The organism is Salegentibacter sp. Hel_I_6 (assembly GCF_000745315.1).
Classification (GTDB): Bacteria; Bacteroidota; Bacteroidia; order Flavobacteriales; family Flavobacteriaceae; genus Salegentibacter.
In genome coordinates this window covers 3,206,099-3,232,609 of sequence record NZ_JQNQ01000001.1, presented here as the reverse complement: position 1 = coordinate 3,232,609, position 26,511 = coordinate 3,206,099, and the positions used below count along the sequence as shown (strand labels likewise).

Here is a 26,511-nt window from a genome sequence, read left to right as displayed (position 1 = left end):
TTTATTCGCTAATTTTTAGTTAATTTGGCGCTAGATACTATATTTACTCGATTATTGGTAGTTTATAATCAAACGTCAAGCTGAACTTGTTTCAGCTTCTATTTTAAATCCAAGATCTTAGACCCTGAAATAAATTCAGGGTGACGATAAAATGACTTTTTGAATAACAAGGAACTTATTAAGCTCAAATTCAACATTTAAAATCAATAAATGAAATCAACTTTACTCGCTGTCGTCTTTCTTTTTTTAGGTTTACAAACCAACGCACAATTACAAAGTCCGGAAGAATTCCTGGGTTATGAAATTGGGGAGCAATTCTCCCGTCACGCAGATGTGGTGAATTATTTTGAAAAGGTTGCTCAAAATTCTCCGCTGGTGAAATACCATACCTACGGAAAAACCAATGAACGTCGCCCGCTTACCTATGCGGTGATTTCTTCGGAAGAAAATTTGCGAAATCTGGATGACATAAGAAAAAAGCATCTTGGAAACACCGGAATTACAGAAACTGGAGCCGATGCTGATAAAGCTATCGTTTGGTTAAGCTACAATGTACATGGCAATGAAGCTTCCAGTACCGAAGCGGCGATGAAAACTTTATATGCACTGATCACCGAAAAACAGGATTGGCTGGAAAATACCGTGGTAATTATAGATCCGTGTGTAAATCCTGACGGTCGCGATCGCTATGCAAACTGGTATAATCAGGTAAAAGCCGAACCTTACAGCCCATTGCAAGCAGCCGCCGAACATCACGAGCCCTGGCCGGGTGGAAGACCAAATCATTATTTATTCGATCTTAACCGAGACTGGGCCTGGGCCACACAGGTGGAAACCCAACAACGACTTAAAATTTACAACCAGTGGATGCCACATATTCACGTAGATTTTCACGAACAGGGCATTAATGAGCCTTATTATTTTGCCCCCGCAGCCGAACCTTTTCACGAAATTATCACCCCTTTCCAAAGAGAATTTCAAACCGAAATAGGAAAAAACCACGCCAGATATTTTGATGAGGAAGGCTGGCTGTTTTTTACCAAAGAACGTTTTGATTTGCTGTACCCAAGTTATGGTGACACTTATCCTACTTATATGGGCGCAATTGGAATGACCTACGAACAGGCTGGTCACGGCCGTGCCGGATTGGGAATTAATACCGATGAAGGTTACGAACTTACCTTAAAAGACCGTGTAGCGCACCACCACACTACCGGGCTGTCAACCATTGAAGTTGCTACAAAAAATATTGATGCCTTAAATAATGAGTTTAAAAAGTATTTTGATAATGAAGATCTGGAATATAAATCTTTCGCAGTAAAAGGAAATCCGGATAAAATTGAATCATTAAAAGAATTATTGGATAAACACGAGATTAAGTACCAAAATGCGTCATCTGGAAGGATAAACGGATTTAATTATAATGAAGGAAAAGAAGGTAGATTCAATGCTGATGAAAACACCCTGGTAATCAATACGAACCAGCCAAAAGGGAAAATGGTAAATGTCCTTTTTGAACCAACCACTACCCTAACCGATTCACTAACTTATGATATTACGGCCTGGAGTTTGCCCTATGCATACGGTTTAGAAGCAATAGCGAGCACACGCGAAGTTTCTTCAGAAACAAATTCTACAAATGCTGAAATTACAAATACCGCAAATCCTTCGGGAGCTGGTTACATTTCAAAATGGAATGCGTTACAAGATGCCCAATTTTTAGCCGAATTACTAAAGGAAAATATTAAGGTGCGTTTTAGTGAAATTCCCTTTAAAAGTGAAGGAAAAGATTTTGATCGTGGTAGCTTGATTATCACAAAAAGCGACAACAGAACTAACGAAGATTTTGATGAAATTGTAGTTGAAATTACTAATAAACATCAACGAGAACTGGTAGCGGCAAACACCAGCTTTGCCGGTAGCGGACCCGACTTTGGTTCGCCGGAAGTAAAACTAATTAACCCGCCGAAAGTTGCTGTTTTAAAAGGAGAAGGGACTTCTTCCCTGAATTACGGAGAAATATGGCACTTTTTTGAGCAGGATCTTAATTATCCGGTCACTTCCTTAAACACCGATTATTTTAAAAATATAAACCTTTCTCAATTTGATGTACTGATAATGCCGGAAGGTTATTATTCCAGTGTTTTAGATGAAGATACTTTTAAAAATGTAAAAGACTGGGTTAGCAATGGCGGAAAACTTATTGCCATTGGTCGCTCTGTAGGCACTTTTGCAGGAAAAGATGGTTTCAATCTTAAAGAAAATAAGTCGGAAACCAAAGATACTACCGCTGTTGGTAATTTAATTCCGTATGCACAAAGAGAGCGAGAAAGCGCTAAAGATATGATTACGGGAAGCATTGTAAAAACCAAGATTGACAAAACCCACCCAATGGCTTTTGGTTATGACGATACTTATTTCAGCCTAAAACTAAGCAGTGAAAGCTATAAATTGCTAGATGAAGGTTACAACGTTTCTTACATTCAGCAACCGGAAATCGTAGCAGGTTTTGCAGGAAGTTCAGCTATTAAAAATCTTGAAAATTCTCTGGTTTTCGGAGAAGAAAGAATAGGAAACGGAAGTATTATTTATATGGTAGATAATCCGTTATTCCGGGCGTTTTGGCAAAACGGGAAATTGTTTTTCGCAAATTCAGTTTTCTTTGTGAATAATAACAAATTTAGATTATAGAAATCTATAAATTTATTGCCACGAATTCACGAATAATTTTATTGAATTATCCTGCGAGGTTTCTTTTAACCTCGTAGGTATCAATTTACTCAAATTCATAGGACCAAAGAAGGAAGAAGTAAAAATTTCATGATTTTAAATTCCGGCTTGGATTTGCTCTGAATCAAACCTACAAGGCTTTTCAAACCTTGCAGGATGTTTACTGCGAGGTTTCTTTTAAGCTCGTAGGTATTTTAGAAGGAAAGTTTAAATTTTTTTTTCTACATTAATTTGTGAAGTTTACTCTTACAGTTTAACGTGAACCACAAACGCTAAACAGGTAGTAATTTCCAACAAAAGATTGCTGCGCCACGTCAAAAGAGATCTCGCAATGACAAAACCTAATATTCGTGTATTAGTGGCTTCTTATATTTAGGACTCCAATGATTTAATTCTGAATTAATCGAAATAAACACTAATTTTGGGTAGCTAAAACTTCATCTTAATGAAATTCAGAATTATACTTTTACTGCTTTGCAGCTTTGCACTTTCTTCAACTATTCAATCCCAGGAATCAACCGATTTCAATGTAGATTTTGAAACTTTTACTCTGGAAAACGGCTTAAATGTCATTTTTCATATCGATAAATCAGATCCCGTAGTCGCTGTAGCTTTAACTGCTCACGTGGGTTCCGCCCGGGAGAAAGAAGGCCGAACTGGTTTCGCACATCTTTTTGAGCATTTACTTTTCTTGGAATCTGAAAACCTTGGGAAAGGCGGGCTTGATAAGTTGAGTGCGAGAATAGGAGGCTCCGGGGCCAATGGTTCTACCAGTCGCGATCGCACCAATTATTTTCAAACTGTTCCTAAAGATGCTTTGGAAAAAATGATTTGGGCTGAAGCCGATAAACTTGGTTATTTTATCAATACAGTTACCGAACCCGTGCTTGCCAAAGAAAAACAGGTAGTAAAAAATGAAAAAAGACAGGGTGTGGATAATCGTCCCTATGGCCATACCATGTATGTTCTGGATAAAAACCTATATCCTGAAGATCATCCTTACAACTGGCAGGTAATTGGTTCTTTAGAAGACCTTCAAAATGCCACGCTGCAAGACGTAAAGGACTTTTATAACCGCTGGTATGTTCCAAACAATGTAACGCTTACCATCGCCGGAGATTTTGACAGAGAGCAGGCCAAAGAATGGGTTCATAAATATTTTGATGAAATTCCACGAGGTCCGGAGGTAGCCCGCCAGGAAAAACAAATGGTGGAGCTAGATGAAACAAAAAAACTGTATTACGAAGATAATTTCGCCAGGCTTCCAGAATTAACCCTCGCCTGGCCAAGCGTTTATTCTTATCACGAAGATTCTTATGCGTTAGAAGTTTTAGCAAATTATTTAAGTGCCGGAAAAAACGCCCCGCTGTATCAACACCTGGTTGCAGAAAAAGAACTTACAGATCGTGTACAAATATTTAATTATACTTCAGAATTAGCGGGACAACTAATGCTCCAGGTTACCGCTTATAACGAAGTTGATTTAGATTCTGTGGAAAATGCGATTTTTGAAACCTTTAAAAAGTTTGAAGCCGAAGGTATTCCGCAGAGCGACTTAGAGCGTATTAAAGCGCAGCAGGAAACCAATTTTTACAATAGTCTGTCCAGCGTTCTGGGTAAAGGTTTTCAACTGGCACAATATCAAATTTTCGCTAACGATCCGAATTATATCAATAAAGACGTCGAAAAAATACTGGCTGTTACTGCAGAAGATGTGATGCGGGTTTACCAGGAATATATTAAAGATCAACATTTTGTAGCGACCAGTTTTGTGCCGCAAGGTCAAACCGAACTTGCCTTAGAAAACTCTGAAGAAGCTGAAGTTGCAGAAGAAAAAATAGTTGAAAATGCCGAAGAAGAAGTTAATGCTTCTGCAGACGCTTCTTACGAAAAAACTCCTTCCAGTTTTGATCGTAGTATAGAACCTTCATACGGAAGTACCCCAGAGCTGGTAGTTCCCGAGATTTGGGAAAGTATACTTCCATCTGGACTTAAAGTTTATGGAATCACCAATAATGAAGTTCCGTTGGTAAAATTCAGCCTGGAAATGCAGGGTGGCTTATTGCTTGAAAACCCAGATAAAGTTGGGGTTTCTAATCTTCTAGCTAATTTAATGACAAAAGGCACTAAGAACAAAACTCCGGAAGAACTGGAAGAAGCAATCCAGTTATTGGGAGCAGATATTCGCGTAAATGCCGTGGACGAAAAAATGGTTTTAAGCGGAAGTACTCTGGCTAAAAATTATACCGAAACCATAGATTTGGTTCAGGAAATATTGTTAGAACCGCGCTGGGATTCTACCGAATTTAAACTTATAAAACAACAGGCGCTTAGCCGAATTCAAAGACAGGAAGCCGACCCTAACAGTATTGCTAATAACGAATTTAGAAAGCTTATTTATGGCGAAGACCATATTTTAGGACAAAATAATTTAGGAACTGAAGCTTCGGTAAAAGCCATTACCTTACAGAATGTAAAAGATTATTATTCCGAAAATCTTTCTCCAAAGGGCAGTGTTTTTCACGTAGCCGGTGCTATTGAAAAAGAGGAAGCCGTAAAAGGAATTCGTGGTCTCTCGGTTGCCTGGCCACCTAAATCGGTTAAAATACCAGAGGCTGCTCAACCTCAGCTACCGGAAAAATCGCAAATTTACTTTTATGATGTTCCCGGCGCAAAACAGTCGGTTATAAGATTTGGGGCTCCTGCCCTGGCCGCTACCGATGATGATTTTTATGCAGCCGAAGTTATGAATTACCGTTTGGGCGGTGGCGGATTTGCCTCTCAGCTCACCCAGGAATTAAGAGAAGGCAAAGGCTACACCTACGGAATTCGTTCCGGGTTTGATGCAGGTAAAAATAAAGGCCCATTTTTAATTTCCAGCGGCGTGAGAACTAATATTACTTACGATGCCGTGAAACTAATTAAAGAAATTGTTGAAGATTATCCTGAAAATTTTGATGGGGAAGATATGGAAGTCACCCGTGGTTTTATGATAAAAAGTAACGCAAGGAAGTTTGAAACTTTAAATTCAAAATTGGATATGCTGAGTGAAATTAGCACTTTTGGTCGTGAATATGATTACATAAAACAACGAGAAAAAATGGTAAAAGAACTTACCGTAATGGATATAAGGGAACTTGCCGAAAAATATATTAATCCTGAAAAAATGTATTTTTTAATTGTTGGTGATGCAGAGACGCAAATGAAAAAACTGGAAGAGCTTGAGCTAGGTAAGCCTGTGCTATTAAATAACACTGAAGAATAATGCTAATTGCTTCTTTGCTTTTGGTTTTAGGATTGATCGTCCTAATATTTGGTGCGAATTATATGGTAGAAGGTGCTTCTGCCCTGGCCAAAAAATTTAATATTTCTAATCTTGCTATCGGTTTAACTATCGTAGCTTTTGGAACTTCGGCACCGGAGTTGGTGGTAAACAGTTTTGCCGCCGCCGATGGGTACTCCGATATCGTTTTTGGAAATGTGATTGGCAGTAATAACTTTAACCTGTTTATCATCCTTGGAATCACCGGGCTAATTACACCGCTGGCGGTGCAATCCAGCACGGCCTGGAAAGAAATTCCTATATCACTTATTGCGGTGGTGGTTCTGTTTATGATGGTTAACGACCAAATTATTTCCCCGGAAAAAGGTAGTGTCTTAAGTAATTTTGATGGTATCCTTTTATTGATTTGCTTCCTGGCATTTCTTTTTTATGTGTACAAACAACTAAAAAACGATGAAACCGTTGAAGATGATAGTATAAAAATCCTTAGTCCGCTAAAAACGGGAATATTTATCATTGGTGGCCTTGCCGGACTCGTTTTAGGAGGACAATTGGTAGTGAATAATGCCATTGATATTGCTGAAAATATGGGGATTAGTCAGAAAATTATTGGTTTGACGGTAGTTGCGGCTGGAACTTCCTTACCAGAATTAGCAACTTCTATAGTAGCCGCTGCCAAAAAGAATGCTGATATTGCCGTTGGAAATATTATTGGTTCTAATATTTTTAATATTTTCCTCATCCTCTCTACCGCCTCGCTTATTAAGCCTATTGATTTTAACCTGAATTTTAACCAGGATCTTTACATTCTCGCCGGCGGTACTCTTTTTCTACTTTTAGCGATGTTTACGGGAAAACGAAAAAGGCTTGATCGTTGGGAAGCTTTAATTCTACTTGTGTTTTATCTGGGTTATACCACCTATCTCGTAATGCAGGAATTATAATTTTTTATCGAAACTATTTCTAATAGTTGTAAAAGTTGCTACAGAAATCATTTCTCATGGCTATTCGCTAAGTCTGCCAGGTATTTAAAATTAAGTAGATAGAGAATATGTGTTAATTTTATGAATTGTTTCTCATATTTTTGAAGCCTATTCTCCTAATTTTGTGGGATGAAAAAGATTTTATTACTTCCGGTTTTTGCTTTATTAATGAGCTGCACCAATGAAGCCGAAAATGGAAGGACGCTTTTAAAAATAGATAGCCTTGAGGCAAATCTCGATCGATTAAATATTCAAAAGGATTCTATGGAAAAAGAATTACATCTTTTGAAAAGTAGAAGGCCGGTAGCTTTTACACAAGCTTTTGATACCCTTAATAATCCTGAATCTCTTATAGTTGAATCTCTAAAAAGAAACACACAAATAATTCCCGAAAAGTCTGTACTTGGCGGCGAGATGCGTTTTGTAGAATCTGAAATTTTAAACGAAAGATTTATCTGGGCAACTTATGAAGACGGCCACATTGGCGGGGAAGCAATTTTTGAATATAGCTTAAAGAAAACAGATAGTGTAGGTTTTAAATTGGTATCAAAAATAAGGAAATAGACTTATGCACTAAAAACCGGTTTTTCAAACTTCTCCCGAAGTAAGCCAAGATCTTCTTTAGAAAATCCTTTTAACTCAACCATATCACCCGTTGCCTTTGGTGCCTTTATAATCAAATGGTAGTTGCTTATGTGAATATTCACCTCGGGGCCAAAATAATAGGTTTTTGGTTTTTGATGTAATCTCGCAATAATCAATTTTTCTTCGTCCCAGGCTATATATTCCGCATTTTTACCTCCTTGCTTGAAAGCAACCAGGGCGTGTAATAAGCCTGCTATTAAATATAAGACAGAAATAAAAACCGCTCCTTTTCCCTCGGATAGAAAATAATAATAAGCTCCGAAAATTATCCAGAAGGCTGCAAAAATGTAGTACAGGTATTTCTTAAAGAAGCTGGTCTTTTTTATTATTTTTTGCATCTCAGGCGGTAGCTAAATTTTGCTCGGGAGTTAATTCGGTTTTTAGTTTTTTAATATCGGCTTCGGAATAGCCTTTTAGCTCAACCATAGTTCCCCCTGCAGGCCCTAATTTTATCGTAAGGTTGGTTGCCGATACATTAAACCCATCAATATTTCTCCAATAATAAGATCTGGTACTCTGTTGCCATTCGCTGATCTCAATTTTTTCATTATCCCAACGGATAAATTCTAAGGGTAGATCTTTTTTGAAATGGGCAAATACCGCATAAACGATTCCGATAATAGTATAGGTATAGGCGAGGATATCATTCGCTTTTGCAAGCAGCAAACCAACTCCAAAAAACAGCCAAATTCCACCTACAAAGTAAAAATAGTTTCTTCGGAAAAAACTGACTTTTTTAGAAATTTGCGGCATAGGTTTTAAATTATTGGAAGAAAGATAATAAATTTTTTAAAGTTTATATGGAGTTTTTAGCCAGCAAGATGCATCCTTTTCTTCCATTCCTTCGATAGTTTCGTCACTTCGAGTGGTTTTGAAAACCGGGAGGTTTTCGAAAGTGTATCGAGAAGTTCTCGATATGGTTTCTTCTGCTACCGTCTCAAAAACCTACTCGAACTGACGTAGCGCCTTGACAAAAATAAAATATGAAGCTGACATGGTTCGTCACTTCGAGTGATCCCGATGATAATCGGGATTGTATCGAGAAGTGTAGTCGTACTTCGGTAGATGTTCTCGATACGGTTTCTTTGGCTAGCGCCTCAAAAACCTACTCGAACTGACGAGAGAATTTAGTAACTTAATATCTCTTTAAAACGGCAAAATGAAAATCAGCTTTGTATATATCCTGGAATGTGCAGATAACACCTATTACACCGGAGTTACCTCTAACCTTGAAAAAAGAATGATTGAACATCAAAGCGGAGCTCATCCAAGAAGTTACACCGCTAAAAGAAGACCTTTAAAACTGGTATTTTTCGCTGAATTTACAGATATCAACTTTGCCATAATACGGGAGAAACAAATTAAAAAATGGTCTCGAGCCAAAAAGAAAGCCTTAATAGAAGGACGTTTTGATGCTTTACCAAATCTTGCAAAGAAAAACTTTAAAAAGTAGACATTAAAAACTCGCTGTCTATTTAATATCGCTACTGTCACTTCGAGTGATCTCGATGTTAATCGAGATTGTTTCGAGAAGTGGTTTTCTTACTTACAATCTGTTCTCGATATGATTTTTTTGGCTGTCGTCTCAAATATCTACTCGAACTGAGGGAAATTTCAATATCTTAAACCTATGAAACAAGGTTTTCGATATTTTATAAAATTTCTTTTGATCCTGCTCGCACCGCCGGTAATTTACACGGTTTTGGCATTAATTGGCTCTTTAATTCCTTTGAATTCCAAATCTGGATCTAAAAACGCGGAAATTGATATTTATCTTTATAAACAGGATATGCACACTGATATTTTGCTGCCGGTACATTCTAAAATCATCAATTGGGATAGCATATTTAAACCTAAGCACGCCCTATCAAATCCGCAGAATTCTGAATTTATAGGGTTTGGTTGGGGTGATCTTAATTTTTACCGAAATACCCCGCAGTGGGAAGATCTAAAACTCAATGTTGCTTTTAAAGCACTTTTCTTAAAATCTCAAAGCGCCCTACATACCCGGTTTTATCAAAAAGCACCAGTTTCAGAAAACCTGGTTAAAATTGCAGTTTCAGAAAATCAATATAAGAAGCTAACTGAATATATTTTAGAAACTGTAAACGCTGAAAATCAGGGAAAAATTCAACCTGTTTCAGGGTTACGTTATTATCAGGAGGATGCGTTCTATTTAGCTGAAACTTCTTTCCACCTTTTTAAAACCTGTAATACCTGGACGAATTCTGCATTAAAAGCCTCCGGACTTAAAGCCTGTCTATGGACACCTTTTCCGCAGGGCATATTTTTTCAGTATAGAAATTGAAAGTTACCGGTCTAAGAATTTTATACAGTTTTAACCTTCAACTCTTTTCTTACCGGTTTTGGGGCTTCGTGAACTGGTTCAGCATACAAATCGAAATCGGCAGCATCGGTCACTTTTACTTCGTAAAATTCCCCGGTCTTTAAATAAATGGAACTTGCATCAATTAGCACTTCGTTATCTACATCCGGTGAATCAAACTCGGTTCTACCTACAAAGTAGTTTCCTTCTTTTCTATCGATCACCACTTTAAAGATCTGACCAATTTTCTGTTGGTTTAGCTCCCAGGAAATCTGGCTCTGTATTTCCATAATCTGGTTAGCACGGTCTTGCTTCACATCCTGTGGCACATCGTCTTCCAAATTATAAGCGTGTGTATTTTCTTCGTGAGAATAAGTAAAGCAGCCTAAACGCTCAAAACGCATCTCCTCTACCCAATCTTTCATTTCCTCAAACTGCTCCTGGGTTTCTCCCGGGTAACCTACAATAAGCGTGGTTCTAATGGCCATTTCAGGAACATATTTTCTGAAATCTTTTAGCAGTTTTGTAGTTTTTTCGCTCGTAGTTCCGCGGCGCATAGATTTCAATAATTCAGTATTGATATGCTGCAACGGGATATCTATATAATTACAAATCTTAGGCTCACGTTTCATCACATCCAGCACATCCATTGGGAAACCGGTTGGAAATGCATAATGCAACCTAATCCACTCAATGCCTTCAACCTTAGCAAGGTTTTCAAGTAATTCGGCTAAATTTCTTTTCTTATAAAGATCAAGCCCGTAATAGGTTAGATCTTGTGCGATAAGAATTAATTCTTTTACGCCATTTGCCGCAAGATTCTTCGCTTCTGTAACCAGATCTTCAATTGGTGTCGATTTATGTCCACCGCGCATTAGTGGAATAGCGCAAAAAGAACAGGGCCTGTCACAACCTTCGGCAATTTTAAGATAAGCGTAATTCTTTGGCGTGGTTGTTAAACGTTCGCCCAGTAATTCATGTTTATAATCGGCTTCCAGGGCTTTTAGTAAGCCGGGAAGTTCTGTAGTTCCAAAATACTGGTCTACATCAGGGATTTCTTTTTGAAGATCTGGCTTGTAACGCTCGCTTAAACACCCGGTTACAAAAACTTTATCTACTTCTCCCTGTTGTTTCTGTTCTACAAACTCCAGGATGGTATTCACCGATTCTTCTTTGGCGTTGTCTATAAATCCGCAGGTATTAATCACCACAATATTGCCGTCCTGCTCGTGCACCACGTCTTTATTGTTGCCCTTAAGCTGCCCCATCAACACCTCACTATCATACACATTCTTGCTGCAACCAAGGGTTACTACATTAATACGGTTCTTCTTTATCGACTTTGTCCTCATAATATTCTATTTTCAAAGCTGCTTCTAAAATCTTTTTTTCGTCAAGCTGAACTTGGTTCAGACTTTATCCCGAATTTGCTTCGGGATTTTAAGTTGATTTCATTATGAACAACCTAGATCCTGAAACAAGTTCAGGATGACGTTTTAAAAACTTTTTTACAGTCTCCCAAAAGCGGGTGCAAAGATACAATCTATAATTTGAACTACAGCAGGTTAATATTGAAAGGAATAGCATAGAATATATTTCTCTATGTTCTTTTTTGCATTGCCCAAAAAAGAACCAAAAAACGCTAGGCTTACTTTTCTCTCCTTGAAAACACTACGCTGATTGCCTATCTTGCGCATTGCAACCGCTGCGCTAGGCAATGCTCCTCTGCCCACCGCTGACAATCAGCTCGGTTTTGCTACGGAAATAAAAGTAGGCCGTTATGGGTAAAATCACATTCAATAATTTCAAAATATACCATAAAAACTATTTTGTAACTTTCCATTCTTTGAACAACTCAACAATCGAATCGTTAATGAAAAATTATATCTTCCTCCCTTCCCTCCTATTTTTTATGTTGAATTTACTAAACGCACAGCAGCGTGTAGAAGAAATTCCGCTGAAAATTGGGGTGATGCAAAGAGGAGCTTTAAACGCGATAACCGATGTTGAAGGTGTAAAAGTTGGGTATACTACATTGATAAAAGGCGATTCGGTGCGTACCGGTGTTACGGCTATTCTTCCGCACGGCGGAAATATTTTTCAGCAGAAAGTACCCGCAGCGGTTTTTGTGGGAAATGGCTTCGGAAAACTGGCCGGCAGCACACAAATTAATGAACTGGGAAACCTGGAAACTCCTGTGATCCTTACCAACACCTTAAACGTTCCCACCGCGATGGATGCGGTGATAAAATATACACTAAACCTGCCCGGCAATGAACACGTACGTTCGGTAAATGCCGTGGTTGGCGAAACTAACGATGGTTATTTAAATGATATCCGCGGGCAACACGTGACCAATGCAGATGTAATTTCAGCAATTCAAAATGCAAAAACCGGTGCAGTGGCTGAAGGAAACGTTGGCGCCGGGACGGGCACCGTTGCTTTTAGTTATAAAGGTGGGATTGGCACAGCTTCACGAAAACTGCCCGAAAGCCTGGGCGGATATACTTTAGGCGTTTTGGTGCAGAGTAATTTTGGCGGGGTTTTGCAAATTGCCGGCGTTCCGGTGGGACAAAAGCTGGGAAACTACAGTTTTAGCAATAATTTACAGAATAATGTAGACGGTTCCTGTATGATAGTGGTCGCTACCGATGCACCACTGAACAACCGAAACCTGGAACGCCTGGCTAAACGAGCATTCCTGGGGCTCGCAAAAACCGGTGGAATCGCTTCCAACGGCAGCGGCGATTATGTGATCGCTTTTTCTACCGCCAAAGGAATGAGAATTCCTTATAAAATAAATACCGAAACCTTAACACAGGAAGTAGTTCCCAACGATTTGATGTCTCCGCTGTTTATGGCCGCCATTGAAGCTACCGAAGAAGCTATTCTAAATTCTTTATTTATGGCTGAAACTACTACGGGTTTTAAAGGCCGAACCATAAAAGTTTTACCTCAAGAGGAAGTTTTACAATTCTTAAAAGTAGCTGGGATTTTGAAAGATTAGCACTAAGGCTATTTTAATTATTACCAACTCTTCCGCAAAACTCACTATTGTATTAATAAAAAAGTTAAAAACCTGTTGGTAAATAGCCCAAAAATTACGGTTTCCCACAGTTTTAAGCCTTGACAATAATTTATATTTGAAAAGCTCAGAATATCTCGGTAAGCTTTTAGTTAAATCTTTATTTTCAACTTGATAAAAGAAGTTGGGAGCAATTATATTTTTAAGATTTCGTATTAAATGGGAATAGGAAGAAGACAATTTTTACAACTTTCTAGTTTAGCATTAGCTCATGTAGTTGTTGATCCATTTCAAGCTGTCGTTACAAATGAAAATTTGTATTTAAACAGACAATTGGGTATACTTTTTTACAAACCAAAAGATTGGGGTTTCATTAAAGTTAAGGATTTCAAGAATCTCCAAAACAAACAAATTTTAGGCAACGGTTTTGAAGAAATAAAAGACGAAGTATATGATGAAATAGGTGAACCTATTCTAATAGTCACAAAATATTTTGAAGATAAACCTGAATTTAAAAATACATTTTCACCAACTATTACTCTAAATATCACCCCTAAAGAAGAATTTGAGGAATTTGAAAATTTTGAAGAGGTGATGGAAATGTCTGCATATGGAACATCTATGATTTTAAAAGATTTTGAAATAAATAGAAGATATGATCCATATACAATTTCAGGGTGCAAAATATATGAATATGACTCAACTTATACCTTTGAACATATTGATTTGAACAAACCTACAAAAGTTGAATTAAAAGTTCTTAAAGCAGAACATAATGGTTTCTATTATGATTTTAATCTACATCAATCTCAAGAACAAAATCAGACAGCAATAAAAGAATTCAATGATTTCAAAAACTCAATTAAACTAATATAACAGCTCACAACAAAGACGGTTAATCGCCAATAGGCGGCACCGTTAGAAAGAAAATAATTAACTTGACCAACAAACCAATACTAAGCCGACAAATCCGCGTTCCTTACTCCGCCAACTGGCGATAACGGAAACCGTTGTGTGTAATGTTTAAACACAAAAAATGAATGAATAAAACTAGGAAAAAACTATATATATTAAGTTTATATCAAATAATCGGCGGACTAATAGGAGTTGGATATACAATTAAATTATTACTGTCAATAGGATCAATAAATGGTCCACTATTATTAATTCTTATAATTGCCTTTGTCCTATTCTTTTTTAGTATTTATAGCGGTTACCTCTTATTCAAAAAAAGATTTATTCAAGGAATCAATCTATCAATAATAAATAACGCTTTTCAAGTAATTGGATTTGGAGTTTTAGGTTACGGTTTCAAATATGTATCAGGATTAATAGCTGGGTTAAAAATTGATTTGACAAATGACATAATATTCACAATTGACTTTGATATTACTAATTGGAAAATGTCTTATAATTCGAATCCTGATCTTACATATATTAGTATAAATATTATAGCAATCGTAGTTATTGGATTCTTATTCAATGCGAAAGAACGAATTGAAAAACAAAAAGAAATTAGTACTATCGATTTAGAATCTGAATAGAACACTACACACAACAACGGCGCAAATATCGGGTATTGCCGAAAAAGTGTAATTTTAGAAACCAAGTAATAATAGGTTAAGCCGCCCAATCAGTGTCCCCACCATCAACTTATTCATAAGTCTAACCGCTAGATAGCGTTATTTAAAATTTTGAAGCTAAATTTTTAGATTAATCTAATTATCTATTTGATACGATAAACTATTCTTTTAATTTCGCCCCTAATTCATTAATCTTAATTCAAATCATTCATGCGATTAAAAATCATCTTTATCCTAATTTTCATTGGGTTTCAAACTTTATATGCGCAAACGGCATACGGCATCAAAGGCGGGTTCAATTTATCTAAATATCATTCAGACTTTACTGATATTTATAGTTATAAGTCTGGATTTTATCTGGGAGGAACCGGGAAATTTGAACTTAGTAACACCTTCAATTTAAAACCAGAGATATTTTTTAGCTATCAGGGTTCAGATTTGAAGACGAATATTGAGTTAAATTATGCAAATGATCCCCAAGTTGAAAGAGTGGAAATCTCTAAAATACGCATCAATGAATACGCAATCAATGTTCCTGTTTTACTAGACTTTTCACTTTCTGAAAGTTTTTATCTGGAAGCTGGTCCACAAGCCGGTTTTATCTTTAAAAACAGTACGAAGGTAGTCAAAGGGAGTGGAGACTATGGAAGCTTTGAAGGGGAAGAAAACAATGATTTACGTATCTCCCTGGCATTCGACTTTGGAATAAATTATAAGATCACAAAAGATATTTACCTGGGAGCGAGATATTCCAGAGATATAAAAAGGCAAGACTCAAGCCTTACGAATTCAATTATTTCAACAGGGCTGGAATTTTATCTATAGCTGCTGCCTTGAAATTTTATTGTTTAGATAATGCAAAACCATTCAAGTTTAATTGTTCCATTTTAGAGTGGGCAGTATTGTGACGTCCTCTACGGTTAGTTATAGAATTAATGGGGATTATCGAAAAAGTGCAATGTCAGAGACCAGGAAAGAAAATCCTTAAGCCGCCAAGGCCCCATACCTAGCCGGCAACTTAAGATCGTTGTAAAATATTTCTTCCACTATTGCAGGACTAAGCACTAAAGAAATCCAATTAAGAACAAATACGGAAATTATACCTGCGTAAACGGCTATGTTTATACTACATTAGCCGGATATGAAAAAGCAATTTATATTAGACAGCTTAAAATTCAGGAAATATGGGTGAACCAACAAATATCTGTTTGGCTTGTGGTTTATGTTGTGATGGTACTTTAATTGGTTTTGTACAGCTCGATAATGAAGAGCTGGCACCAGTAAAACATCTGATGGATATTGAACAAACGGGTGAAAATGGAATGTTTTTTCTACCCTGTAATGAACTTGGCTGCAATGGTTGTAATATTTATTCTCAAAGACCAAAAGCCTGTAGAAATTTTGAGTGTGGAGTTTTGAAATCTGTAGAAAAAAAGGAGTTGAGTTTTGATAAGGCCACTGAAGTGATTGAGGTAGTTAAACAAAAAAAGCTAGCTATTGAAAAACATGTTGCAAACTTACAAATTGAACTTCAATCCAAATCATTTCACTTTAAAACGCTTGAATTGAAAAAGTTGCTTCGGAAAGATAAGTCTGAATTATCCTCTTCACATCAGGAATTAAAATTGGAGCTCGAGGAACTTGAGAAGGTTTTATCAAAGAGTTTTGGTGTTTCGTTTTTATAAACAACTTCGGAGCAAGTTCAAGAAGCATTATTATTGAAGAATATAATTTGATTTCGAGGCATCCCAAAAATTAGGGACGAAGCATTTATCTCGATTTTTGAGAACAAAACTGATTTAAGAATTATGAGAAAAATAAGCTTAAACGATGGCCATAAAATACCGGTAGTAGGATTGGGAACCTACAAATCTACAGATCAGGAGGGAATTGAATCGGTGGCAGCGGCCATTTCTAAAGGCTATTCCCTAATAGATACGGCGGCAAAATATGGAAATGAAGAAGCTGTTGGAAAAGGAATAAAAGCCAGCAAAGCTTTAAGGGAAGACATTTTTGTAACTACTAAATTATGGCGGGAGAATTTAGGCTATGAGTCTACTAAAAAAGAATTCGAAAAATCCCTAAAAAGACTTGATGTAGACTACATTGATCTATATTTAATACACTGGCCCGCTAATGCTAAAAATTACGACAACTGGCAAAAAACCAATGCTGATACCTGGCGGGCTATGGAAGAATTATAGGCTGAAGGCAAAATAAAATCTATAGGCGTAAGTAATTTTTTTCAGGAACATTTAGAGGCTTTATTTCAAACAGCCAATGTTATTCCGGCAATTAATCAAATAGAATTTCATCCAGGTTATTGGCAGGAGGAATTAACAGCATACTGTAAAAAACAAAATATAGTCGTGGAGTCCTGGTCTCCTTTGGCAAGAGGAAAGGTGTTTAAAAATAAAGTCCTGGAAGCAATCGCCAAAAAACATAATAAATCTGTTTCCCAGGTTTGTTTGCGATGGATTATGCAACACGATGTAATTGTAATCCCAAAATCTACATCGCCCGCAAGAATTCAAGAAAATATAGAGCTATTCGATTTTGAACTAACACCAGCAGAAATGGAAAAAATAAACAAGCTTCCTTAAATGGGTTTTAGTGGAGAATTGCCCAACATCTGGCCAGACAAAGTTTAAGAAAAAGGATTGCTTAAATCTAACGTATAAACTATAAGCGATGAAATCAAAAACACTAATTTTTAGCACATTGATAATGTTAATGATGTCTTTTACCAGTCAAACCGAAGATAAGGCAGACGCACAAGCCGGGGACTTTAATATTGAAGAAGACCTGTTATTAGTACAATTTGATTGTAAAACAGATGTAGACGATCTTCATACTATTGCCGGTTTTGCCACCCTATTATCCGATGCTGATTTTTCAGAAATAAAGTATCATGCAGTAGCTGGTGCATATGGAATTCAGGAAGGTTTATATGTTCCGCCCAATGATTTGTTTCAGCTTGCCTTTGGAAGTAATTGGACAGATGCCCACAACAATACCAAAGCTGCAGTGGAAAAAGTTAAAGAGATTGCTAAAACTACGCTTAAAGCTGAAGGAAATATATGGATTGCAGATGCAGGCCAATCAGATTTTTCGGCAGAGCTGATAAAAGCTATTCAAAAAGAATTTCCTGAAATAACTACAAAACAGCGTATTCATTTAGTACAGCATAGCAATTGGAATGAAGAATCTACTTCGCCTGAAAGCCTTAAATTCGTTAAGAAGCATACTAATTATCACAAAATACCCGATGGTAATGAAGTTGGGAACGGAACGCCGGGATTTCGAGACCCTGATTATATCCAATGGAAAGCTAAAATTAATAATCCAGAACTAATTGAAATATGGCAATTGGCCACAGATCTGGCCAATAAATACAACGGGAAAGACGGCCGTTACAATAACGAGGCAATTTCAGCCGGCGGATTGGATTTCTCTGACCTGGCCGAAGTATGCTGGATCTTAGGGCTTGAAGATATTAGAGACACCCCACATTTTTTTAATCTTTATTCCAACTAAAAAGTTATTGAAATTGGTGGTTATATTTTACACCGCCGCACCAATTTGGAAGCTAACGGAAGAACCCAAGAAAACTACAACTGCATCTAAATAGAACTCTACCTTAAAATTTACTCCTAAGATTAAAGCCAAATAACAATATTCTTACTTAAAAAGTTAAAAACCTGTTGGTAAATAGCAGGGTTTTTACGGTTTTCCACAGCTTTAAAGCTTTAGATTGATTTATATTTGGGAAAACTAAAGATATCCTTGTAGTTGCTTTATTAAAAAATTGGTCTGTATAAGTAGTTATATGCAAGCAAATTTCACCGAATTATGAAATTAAATAGAGAAAAATGTATTGCATTTGGTAAAGATCCAGATTATATAATTGAAAAGCTGGAAACGATTGAAGAAAAGTTATCAACTAGAATTTTAGGAAGATTTAATAAAGAGAATAATAGAAGCAATTTTATCTCACTACTGTCTGAACTCAAATTTATAAATGAATTTTACGATTTAAATTTTTCTCTTGAGTATGAAAAGAAGCATAATATTTCATCTGGAGTAAAAACACCTGACTTAACTCTAGATTTTAAAGGGAATAAATTAATTGGAGAAATTTATAGGTTAGGGAGTAGCTATCAAGATAATGAGTCTATCCGATTCATAGATAAACTAGAAATTATATTATCAGAAATTAAAAGCAACTATATATTATTTCTGAAATTCAAAAATGAAAATATAGACTTTAAAGAAATAGATGAAATTGATTTAAAGCAAAAAATCCAAATCTGGATAAATGCAAAACCTAAACTAAATTCTATTTTAGATTATAACTCTGACCTAGAATTTCGTGTAATAATTAAAGGCAAAAGTCAATATACTCAACTGATAAGTGACGTAATCATTTTGAACATAAAATCAGAGAAACTACAACAAGTTGAGAATTTCTCTAATAATGAAATAACTAAAAAAATATTAAAATACAGAGAAATAGTACAAAGAAAACAAATTCCATATTTCCTCTGTATTGAAACAGATTTCAATTCCGGATTTCACTTCAGCGATTATTATGAGAGGTTTCATCATAGAGAAGCTGAATTTAAAAGATTCGAAAAATATAAAGAAATCTTACTAAAACAAGGACAAGGAAAATATTGGTCCATTTTAGGTGATTTTTATCAATATACATTTTTAAGTGGAATAATTATTTTGCTAAATGATGAATTTAGATTATTACTTTCTCCTCTAAAAACTCAAATTATTTATAGCAAAAAATATGAAGAAACCTTGAAAGTGTTAACTCAAAAATTTGCCAGCATATAATCGAGTGGATGGCTCCGTCATCAAATGACGGAGTGCACCCCTCACACCACCGTACGTGCGGGTCTCGCATACGGCGGTTCAACAATGAAACTCATCTATTGTAGTATTCGATTAGACTAACATAACCTTTCATTTTTAAGCGTTTTACGGTGATGGTGGTACGCAGAATGGGACTTTGAGCCACTGCCCAGCCGCCCATTCGGGTACGACTCCAGGCATAAGCCTGGTCTGGATTAATTCCCAACCGAATAAGGTTTTTCCGTTTTCGTTCGGGCTTTTTCCAGTGATGCCAAATGCAATATCGTAAACGATTCCTTAACCATTCTTCCAGCTTTTTAAGCTTTCCTAGAATGGATGCCGGTTTGAAGTAGTTTATCCAGCCCCTTAGCAATAAATTGATTCTGTGGATACGTTCTTCAAAGCTTGCAGGAGTGGTCTTTTTGGTAATATATTTAAGTTTAGCCTTAAATGTATCCCATTTTGACGCTTCTGCCACAAGTTGATACTTTGCCTTTTCTCCTTTCTTGTAGGTTGGCACAAAACCAAATCCCAGTACCTGAAAGGTTAAAGGCTTACGTATTCCGCTTTTCTTCCTATTGATTGGAAGCTGGAGTTTATCCCGCAGAAATTTGTAGATACTATTACCTACGCGTTTCGCAGCGGGTTTACTTCGAACGTAAATACTAAAATCATCGGCATATCTCACGTAGCGATGTCCACGCCTTTCCAGTTCTTTATCCAGCTCATTGAGCAGAATATTGGAGAGCAAAGGACTTAAGGGAGAACCTTGTGGGACTCCTTTCCTGCGTTTATGCAACTTGCCGTTAATTTGTATCGGAGCTCTCAAAAATGACCGCAATAACTTTAAAGTAGCCCGGCATTTTACCTTTTTGAATATCAAGTCTAACAGGACATCGTGGGCCACTTCATCAAAGAAGCTCTTTAAATCAATATCGACGATGTTTTGGTAGCCAGAATTGATATTTTCAAGGCTCTGTGCAACGGCCTGATGGGCATTGCGGTTTGGTCTGAACCCATAACTGTACTTTTGGAAGTCTGGCTCAAATACTGGTTGCAAAACCTGATGTAATGCTTGCTGAAATACCCTGTCGACAACCGTGGGAATACCGAGTAAACGTTTCTTCCCGTTGCTTTTTGGTATTTCAACCCCCAGTACTGAAGACACCTGATATTCCCCTCGTTCTATCTGCCGGGCGTATTGTTTACCGTGAGCTTTTAGAATAGATTGGAGTCCTGTTATTTGAACGTTATCTATACCTGCTGCCCCTTTGTTTCGGTACACCTGACGGAAGGCTTGGTTTAGGTTCTTTTTACTTGTTAATTCTTTAATCATTAATACTAAAACAAATTTGTTGTCTCGCTTGATCGAAGGCTATTATTTTACCGGAAGGCTATCCCGTAACATAAAATAACTCCAAGGTTCATTAAAGACCATTATCGTTCAGTCCTTCACCGGCTTATCAGGTGGCCGGCTACTATGACTTCGGCTGACTTCTCCATCAAGCCATTCCGTGGCTATGGAGATCTCCCCAGGTAAGAACATCTTCTTTCCCCTGATTCCTGCCGGATCTACTATTTCGGTATTCATTTCGAAAGAAATGTTTAGGACATCACAATGATGTGCTTGCTCATCCAACCTTGTAGCCTCATATCCGGTTCCTGTTCGTCAGTACCAGGGTTTGTAGTCCCGCTTCCTTCAGTCCCAACTTCGCAGTTGGCAACCTTGCGGCTTACTAATGGTTCAAGGCGTCACCCCCGCCCATAAGGGACTTGCACCCTTTAGATTAATCTTTTACCTTTCGGTGAAAGAAAAGATGCCCATGCTGGGCACACACAACGCATATTCGCAATTGTAGCCATTGAACTAAAAGAAGGTTTATAGAAATTAATAAACAAAATACTAAATCGGACAAATCCGTATCTTCATTACCACAACTGACGAATATACAAAACCGTTGCAAAAGATTGTTCAGAAAAAAAACAAGAACATATTTGAAGTTTTAAATGATGAAAATTACTTTTTCACATCTAATGCGCTGATTTTTTCAAGATTTTGGAATACAAATAAACTACCCAACTCTAACTTTATTGAACATAATTAATAAATGAAAAGTGTGGAAACCAAAAAATTTAAAATTAGTTAGATGTAAATTAAAATCAACCATTCATGAAAAAAATATTCCTTAACATATTTACACCCATTCTTTTCACTTTTTTCTTTACTAATATTTGTCTTGCTCAGTACTCCTCCCAACAAGTTGATTCTATCATGGAGCATGCTATGAATAAATTCAATGTTGCTGGGTGCGCTATTTCAATTGTGAAAGATGGAGAAGTGGTATATAGCAAAGGTTTTGGAGTTAAATCTGCAAATACAAATAAACCCGTAGATAAGCTTACAAATTTTGCGATTGCTTCTAACAGCAAGGCATTTACAACTGCCGCTTTAGCTATTTTAGTTGAGGATGAAAAATTAGAATGGGATGATAAGGTTAAAGATTATATTCCAGAGTTTAAAATGTACAATCCCTATGTAACAGAAAACTTTAATATTCAAGATCTATTAACTCACCGCAGTGGTTTAGGTTTAGGGGTTGGAGACCTTATGTTTTTCCCAGACGGTTCAGATTTTACAATAGATGATTTGTTGTCCAGTTTTCAGTATTTTAAACCTGTATCTGCTTTTAGAACAAAATTTGATTACGATAACTTATTATATATAGTTGCCGGTGAAGTTATTGAACGAGTTTCGGGAATGCCCTGGGAAGACTTTATTACAAATCGAATTTTCCAACCTCTAAATATGAATAATTCATATGCCTCCATAAACAGAATTAAAGATAAAAGTAACTTGGCAAAACCACATGATTCAAATTCTGGAACCCTAAAAGTTCTACCCAATTTTCAAAAACAGATAAACGGTGCTGCAGGAGGTATTTATTCAAATGTTGATGATCTTTCTCATTGGATGATAATGCATTTAAATAACGGAAAGTATGGTGATAGTTTAAATAAACAACTATTCTCTCAAGAAGCCCAATGGGAAATGTGGAAGATACATACAGTAACCGATGTTGATAGAGATCCTCGTTATAACTCCCATTTTGCTGGATATGGCTTAGGGTGGGATCTTTCAGATATGAATGGAAATATGAGCGTTTCACATACTGGTGGACTACCTGGAATGTTATCAAAAACTATATTGATTCCAGATATTAACTTGGGAGTTGTTATTTTGACGAATACAAGTGATGATGGTACTGGAATATTTGGAGCAGTTTCAAATACAATTGTTGATAGTTATTTGGGATTGGATGACTTTGGTTGGATTGATAAATATGCAGAGTATTTCAAAAAAAATAAAGAGGAAGGAGACATTGTATCTGAAAAAGTATGGGAAGTTATTGAAAGCGTTGATAATTCACATATAAAAGTTGAAAATTATATAGGTGTTTATAAAGACCCTTGGTTTGGTAGAGTTGAAGTATTTATGAATGGGGATAAATTATGGATGAAGTCCTATAAATCACCAAAACTAAATGGAGAAATGTATTTTTATAATGCGAATACCTTTGCGGTTAAATGGGAATATCAAGATATGAATGCTGATGCTTTTGCAATGTTTTCTTTAGATGAAGAAGGGAAAGCGCAGAGAATAAAAATGAAAGGAATATCTCCTAACATTGACTTTAGTTTTGATTTCCATGATTTAGATTTAATAAGGGTAAATAGTAATTAAACTATACGTAAAAATTCAACATATTCTTAGGTAATCGCAACATTGTGCAAGATCGTTTAACAGCAAATAGCGGGCATTCTGGTGAAAAGTGTTATTGTAGAGATCAAGTAAAAATCAACAAAAACGAAAAGTTCGCATCCCTACTCCGCGCCACTTTCGTTAACCAAGACCTTTGGCAGTAATTATTTCGAAACAGTATAGTACTTGAAAGCCGCAATTGAAATGTTTGAGAGATATTGAACAGACAAAAATAATTAAGAAGGAGAAAAAAGAAAAAATGAAAATTTTTATAACGATTATTGGAATAATTGGATTCATCGCAGGAATATTTCTAACGCTAAACGGAAATAAAATTATGGGAATATCCGGAGCTTTAGCTAGTGCTGGAATTTTTGTAAAAGGAATTAATGATATTAGAAAAGACAAAAAATAACTACTACCAACAATGGCTCATCGCAAAAAACGGGTTCTATCGAAAAAATGCTATTTTAGAAACAATGAAAGAAAATTTTTAAGCTAACAAAGCTTCATTCATAACTTTTAAACCCTGTACTCAAAAACTTCATCTTATGCCTTCTTTAAACCAAAAATACTCCTTAATTGTTTTTACATTTATTTTAGCAAGTTTAGGCTGTTCTAAGGATACAGATGAGTTCAATAAAGATCAACTTAAAGGAAACTGGAAATTAGAGGGTATTTATAATATAGACTGTGATGGAAATGAAATTTCTTCGAATCAATATGATCTGGTTTGGAAGATTATGGAAGACAGTATCGAATACACCCGCACGCAATATCTTGGTGAAGGTTTTGGGGATGGCGTTATGAAATCAAGAATTGGATATACATTCTACACTGATGGTACTTTTATACATTCCCAAAATAATTTTCAAATAGAAACCTTATCGGAAGATGATTGTATGCGGCCCACCAACCGCATCTTCTAATTTAGCATAATTTTATTTACCTGGCTACCTTCTGGTAAGCTTGATCTAAACTTGCTGTAATTTCTTGTAGTTCTGTGGGTAGAGATTTCGGATGTCTTTATGGTTTATGGACATGATATTCTCCAGGGTATATTTAAGCCACTCATATGGATTCACCTCATGTTTTTTGCAAATGGCAAAGAAGGAATAGATTCCTGCGGCTCTTTCTGCTGCTGAATGAGAACCCGCAAACAGATAATTTTTTCTACCCAGGGCCAATGGCCTGATGGCATTTTCCACTAAATTATTATCGATCTCCAGAATACCATCATAAAGATAGGCGCTGAGCTGATCCCAACGATGCATAGAATACTTGAAGGCCTTTCCGATAGGACTCCTGGGAAGGATCAGTTGATGTTTCATCTGATCGAACATCCATTTTCCAAATTCATTGATAACAGGCAGTGCTTTTTCCAGGCGCAGGGATTTACGCTGCTCCGGGCTTAAGTTTTGCTCTCGTGCCTGGGCTTCCACCACGTAGAGTTTCTGGATAAAGCCCAGGGCTTTTTCAGCACGCTCCCTGTCATTATCCTTTGCCTTATCAAATTCTCTTCTGGCGTGGGCCCAGCAGTTCAGGTGGGTAACCCCTTCACGCTTGCCGATTTTATCATAAGCGGCATAGCCATCACTTTGAAGGTAGCCTTTAAACCCGGCCAATACATGATCGGCAGCCTCACGGCTACGCCCGGGCTGATAATCAAAGAGTACGGTACCATCTATAGGACAATGGTGTACCCAATAATAGCCTTGATGTGTTTTTCCTTTTTTAGCAGGATCCATCACCTTTATGGGGCTTTCATCACTTTGCAAATACCCTTTGGAGCAAATATCCTCCAGCAGGTGCTGATAAAGGATATCGATGATTTTAAGGCTTTGCCTGGTCCAGCCTTCCAGGGTGGAAGATGCTATAGGGATCTCTGCTCTTTTGAAGCGTTGAAGCTGCCGGTAAAGCGGAAGGTGATCCTGGTACTTATCGACTAAGATCGAAGCCAGGAGTCCGGCTCCCGGGATTCCTTTTTCAATCACCCGCTCGGGAAGTTCCCCGATGATCACTCCTTCTTTATTTTTTGGAGCATACTTATAGCGGATGTAGCGTTTGATATAGTATGTAGCAGGCTCATATTCCAGTTCATCGGTCACTTCCTTTCCAATACAAACCATATCGGTAAGATCTCCCTCAGGATAGATCTCGATCTCTTTTACCTCAAGATGCTCCGGAAGGGCCATTCTTCCTTTGTGGTTGGAAGTTTTTTTGCGAGCTTGGTCACTGAGCTTTTCTTTTAATTCGGATTCTTGTGCTGCTGCCTTTTGGGGTTCCATTTCAAAGGGAAGGCTCATCTGGTTTTTATCCCCTTCGAAGCGTTCTCTTTTTTGGCCAAAGGCCAGGCGTTTGTAATACTCCACCTGGAATTTCAGGTCAGCAATCTTATGCTGTGCTTTTTCAACTTCTTGTTCCCTTTTAGAAACACTTTTTTCAGCTTTTTCCCTCTTTTTCGTCTCCTTTTTCAGGAGGGCCAAAAGCTGATCTTTGGTAAGGTTTTCTAAGGGTTCTTGCATGGGTTAAAGATACAAAAACCGACCTATTAAACCTACCGTGACCCCCTGTTTTTACTGATAAAATACCATTATTTTCTAGTGAGAATAGCGCAGTTTCTGAACACTTTTTTTAACCGTAATACCCGCTATCATCAGTACCAATTGCGGCCAGGTAAAACTGGTCTGATCTTCTTTAATTACAGGCGGAGTGAAGCTTCCCCGCTCCAGGCGTTTGTAGTATAAAACAAAGCCGCCCCGCTCCCAGTGGAGCAGCTTGAGATGGGTGCGATTCCGGTTAAGAAAAACGAACACATCACCGCTGGTAGGCTCCCGGCCCAGCTCATTTTTTACCAGTCCGCTCAGACCATTAAAACTTTTTCGCATATCGCATGGCTTACGATAAAAGTGATAATTATGGGAGGAACCTAAGGAGAACATTAATACAGCTTAACTAACCGGGCAATTAATCCCAGGTCCGCAGCATTCATTTGAAGTTTGACCCCGTTGGGATAAATAAGTTCCAGCTCACCCGATGACGAATTTAATCCCCTGGTTACTTCTACAAACCCTCCGGGCTGCTCTTCATCTTTCTTCTTGCGGATCCAGTAGAAAAAGGTGGATGGACTGATTCCTTTTTCTTGGCTAAAGGCTTTTGCAGAAAGGCCGCTATTACGATATTCATTAACTAAAGTGTACATTTCTTCCTGTTTGCTCATAATAAATATTATTTTAGAGCAGCAAAGCTATCGGTAGAACGTCAGCTAATCAAGATGCAGTTGGTGGGGTGGATACAGATGATTTAATTTTTA

General features: G+C 37.1%; 23 protein-coding genes and 1 pseudogene. 17 read left to right on the top strand and 7 right to left on the bottom strand.

The features are described 5' to 3' along the window. The first annotated feature begins 210 nt into the window (after positions 1-210). The 4 genes from FG27_RS14295 to FG27_RS18725 all read left to right on the top strand — a co-directional run bounded on the left by FG27_RS14295 (position 211) and on the right by FG27_RS18725 (position 7,560). On the top strand, positions 211-2,691 hold the full coding sequence (locus FG27_RS14295; protein WP_037320297.1) for a M14 family metallopeptidase: 2,481 nt from the start codon (positions 211-213) through the stop codon (positions 2,689-2,691). A 484-nt stretch (positions 2,692-3,175) separates the two neighbouring features. After that, on the top strand, positions 3,176-5,995 hold the full coding sequence (locus FG27_RS14290) for a pitrilysin family protein (protein WP_037320295.1): 2,820 nt from the start codon (positions 3,176-3,178) through the stop codon (positions 5,993-5,995). Beyond that, positions 5,995-6,957 (top strand): calcium/sodium antiporter, encoded by a 963-nt coding sequence (locus FG27_RS14285; RefSeq protein ID WP_037320293.1) that lies wholly within the window; start codon positions 5,995-5,997, stop codon positions 6,955-6,957. The genes FG27_RS14290 and FG27_RS14285 overlap by 1 nt, the downstream gene beginning before the upstream one ends. Positions 6,958-7,125: 168 nt before the next feature. Further along, on the top strand, positions 7,126-7,560 hold the full coding sequence (locus FG27_RS18725) for a hypothetical protein (RefSeq protein WP_051935864.1): 435 nt from the start codon (positions 7,126-7,128) through the stop codon (positions 7,558-7,560). A 2-nt stretch (positions 7,561-7,562) separates the two neighbouring features. Here the strand turns inward: FG27_RS18725 and FG27_RS14275 are convergent, their stop codons facing one another. Together FG27_RS14275 and FG27_RS14270 are read right to left on the bottom strand one after the other, a co-directional pair. After that, complete coding sequence (locus tag FG27_RS14275) at positions 7,563-7,979, bottom strand: hypothetical protein (protein WP_037320291.1); 417 nt, start codon at positions 7,977-7,979, stop codon at positions 7,563-7,565. A gap of 1 nt (position 7,980) precedes the next feature. Continuing rightward, positions 7,981-8,394 (bottom strand): hypothetical protein, encoded by a 414-nt coding sequence (locus tag FG27_RS14270; protein ID WP_037320290.1) that lies wholly within the window; start codon positions 8,392-8,394, stop codon positions 7,981-7,983. Positions 8,395-8,800: 406 nt separating this feature from the next. Between FG27_RS14270 and FG27_RS14265 the strand changes: the two genes are divergently transcribed. Both FG27_RS14265 and FG27_RS14260 read left to right on the top strand, forming a co-directional pair. Beyond that, the gene (locus FG27_RS14265) at positions 8,801-9,094 is read left to right on the top strand and encodes a GIY-YIG nuclease family protein (RefSeq protein WP_037320288.1); all 294 of its coding nucleotides are present in this window, start codon (positions 8,801-8,803) and stop codon (positions 9,092-9,094) included. A gap of 177 nt (positions 9,095-9,271) precedes the next feature. Continuing rightward, the gene (locus FG27_RS14260; RefSeq protein ID WP_037320286.1) at positions 9,272-9,949 is read left to right on the top strand and encodes a TIGR02117 family protein; all 678 of its coding nucleotides are present in this window, start codon (positions 9,272-9,274) and stop codon (positions 9,947-9,949) included. A 20-nt stretch (positions 9,950-9,969) separates the two neighbouring features. On the opposite strand, the gene rimO is transcribed toward FG27_RS14260, so the two are convergent. After that, positions 9,970-11,319: a 30S ribosomal protein S12 methylthiotransferase RimO gene (gene rimO / locus FG27_RS14255; RefSeq protein WP_037320283.1), complete on the bottom strand. Its 1,350-nt coding sequence runs from the start codon at positions 11,317-11,319 to the stop codon at positions 9,970-9,972. A gap of 521 nt (positions 11,320-11,840) precedes the next feature. On the opposite strand from rimO, the gene FG27_RS14250 reads away from it, so the two are divergent. The 8 genes and pseudogenes from FG27_RS14250 (at position 11,841) to FG27_RS14210 (ending at position 19,420) form a co-directional block, all read left to right on the top strand. Beyond that, on the top strand, positions 11,841-12,974 hold the full coding sequence (locus FG27_RS14250) for a P1 family peptidase (RefSeq protein ID WP_037320280.1): 1,134 nt from the start codon (positions 11,841-11,843) through the stop codon (positions 12,972-12,974). 237 nt (positions 12,975-13,211) lie between these two features. After that, positions 13,212-13,868, top strand: a complete 657-nt coding sequence (locus FG27_RS14240) for a hypothetical protein (RefSeq protein WP_037320275.1) — start codon at positions 13,212-13,214, stop codon at positions 13,866-13,868. A gap of 164 nt (positions 13,869-14,032) precedes the next feature. Further along, positions 14,033-14,536, top strand: a complete 504-nt coding sequence (locus tag FG27_RS14235) for a hypothetical protein (protein WP_037320273.1) — start codon at positions 14,033-14,035, stop codon at positions 14,534-14,536. Positions 14,537-14,785: 249 nt separating this feature from the next. Beyond that, entirely contained in the window at positions 14,786-15,400 is a 615-nt protein-coding gene (locus FG27_RS14230) for a porin family protein (protein WP_037320271.1), read from the top strand. A 359-nt stretch (positions 15,401-15,759) separates the two neighbouring features. Further along, on the top strand, positions 15,760-16,260 hold the full coding sequence (locus FG27_RS14225) for a YkgJ family cysteine cluster protein (RefSeq protein ID WP_037320269.1): 501 nt from the start codon (positions 15,760-15,762) through the stop codon (positions 16,258-16,260). Positions 16,261-16,383: 123 nt separating this feature from the next. Continuing rightward, positions 16,384-17,178: pseudogene (locus tag FG27_RS14220) on the top strand (aldo/keto reductase). Positions 17,179-17,266: 88 nt separating this feature from the next. Next, on the top strand, positions 17,267-18,112 hold the full coding sequence (locus tag FG27_RS14215) for a hypothetical protein (RefSeq protein ID WP_037320267.1): 846 nt from the start codon (positions 17,267-17,269) through the stop codon (positions 18,110-18,112). Between the two features lie 315 nt (positions 18,113-18,427). Then, positions 18,428-19,420, top strand: a complete 993-nt coding sequence (locus tag FG27_RS14210) for a hypothetical protein (RefSeq protein WP_037320264.1) — start codon at positions 18,428-18,430, stop codon at positions 19,418-19,420. Between the two features lie 91 nt (positions 19,421-19,511). Here the strand turns inward: FG27_RS14210 and ltrA are convergent, their stop codons facing one another. Continuing rightward, positions 19,512-20,774, bottom strand: coding sequence for a group II intron reverse transcriptase/maturase (gene ltrA, locus FG27_RS14205; protein ID WP_037320263.1), 1,263 nt, complete (start codon positions 20,772-20,774; stop codon positions 19,512-19,514). A gap of 834 nt (positions 20,775-21,608) precedes the next feature. Here ltrA and FG27_RS14200 point away from each other — a divergent pair. The 3 genes from FG27_RS14200 (at position 21,609) to FG27_RS14190 (ending at position 24,127) form a co-directional block, all read left to right on the top strand. Then, positions 21,609-23,180, top strand: a complete 1,572-nt coding sequence (locus FG27_RS14200; protein ID WP_037320261.1) for a serine hydrolase — start codon at positions 21,609-21,611, stop codon at positions 23,178-23,180. A 226-nt stretch (positions 23,181-23,406) separates the two neighbouring features. Then, positions 23,407-23,613 carry a hypothetical protein gene (locus FG27_RS14195; protein WP_037320259.1) on the top strand — a complete coding sequence of 69 codons (207 nt, stop codon included), beginning with the start codon at positions 23,407-23,409 and terminating at the stop codon, positions 23,611-23,613. A 136-nt stretch (positions 23,614-23,749) separates the two neighbouring features. Beyond that, a complete protein-coding gene (locus FG27_RS14190; protein WP_037320257.1) occupies positions 23,750-24,127 on the top strand; it encodes a hypothetical protein in 378 nt (125 codons plus the stop codon). Between the two features lie 45 nt (positions 24,128-24,172). On the opposite strand, the gene FG27_RS14185 is transcribed toward FG27_RS14190, so the two are convergent. The 3 genes from FG27_RS14185 to FG27_RS14175 all read right to left on the bottom strand — a co-directional run bounded on the left by FG27_RS14185 (position 24,173) and on the right by FG27_RS14175 (position 26,418). After that, positions 24,173-25,723, bottom strand: coding sequence for an IS66 family transposase (locus FG27_RS14185; protein ID WP_037320256.1), 1,551 nt, complete (start codon positions 25,721-25,723; stop codon positions 24,173-24,175). Positions 25,724-25,798: 75 nt separating this feature from the next. Then, on the bottom strand, positions 25,799-26,140 hold the full coding sequence (gene tnpB, locus FG27_RS14180) for an IS66 family insertion sequence element accessory protein TnpB (RefSeq protein WP_081912625.1): 342 nt from the start codon (positions 26,138-26,140) through the stop codon (positions 25,799-25,801). Further along, on the bottom strand, positions 26,140-26,418 hold the full coding sequence (locus tag FG27_RS14175; RefSeq protein ID WP_037320250.1) for a hypothetical protein: 279 nt from the start codon (positions 26,416-26,418) through the stop codon (positions 26,140-26,142). The genes tnpB and FG27_RS14175 overlap by 1 nt, the downstream gene beginning before the upstream one ends. Between the last annotated feature and the right edge of the window lie 93 nt (positions 26,419-26,511).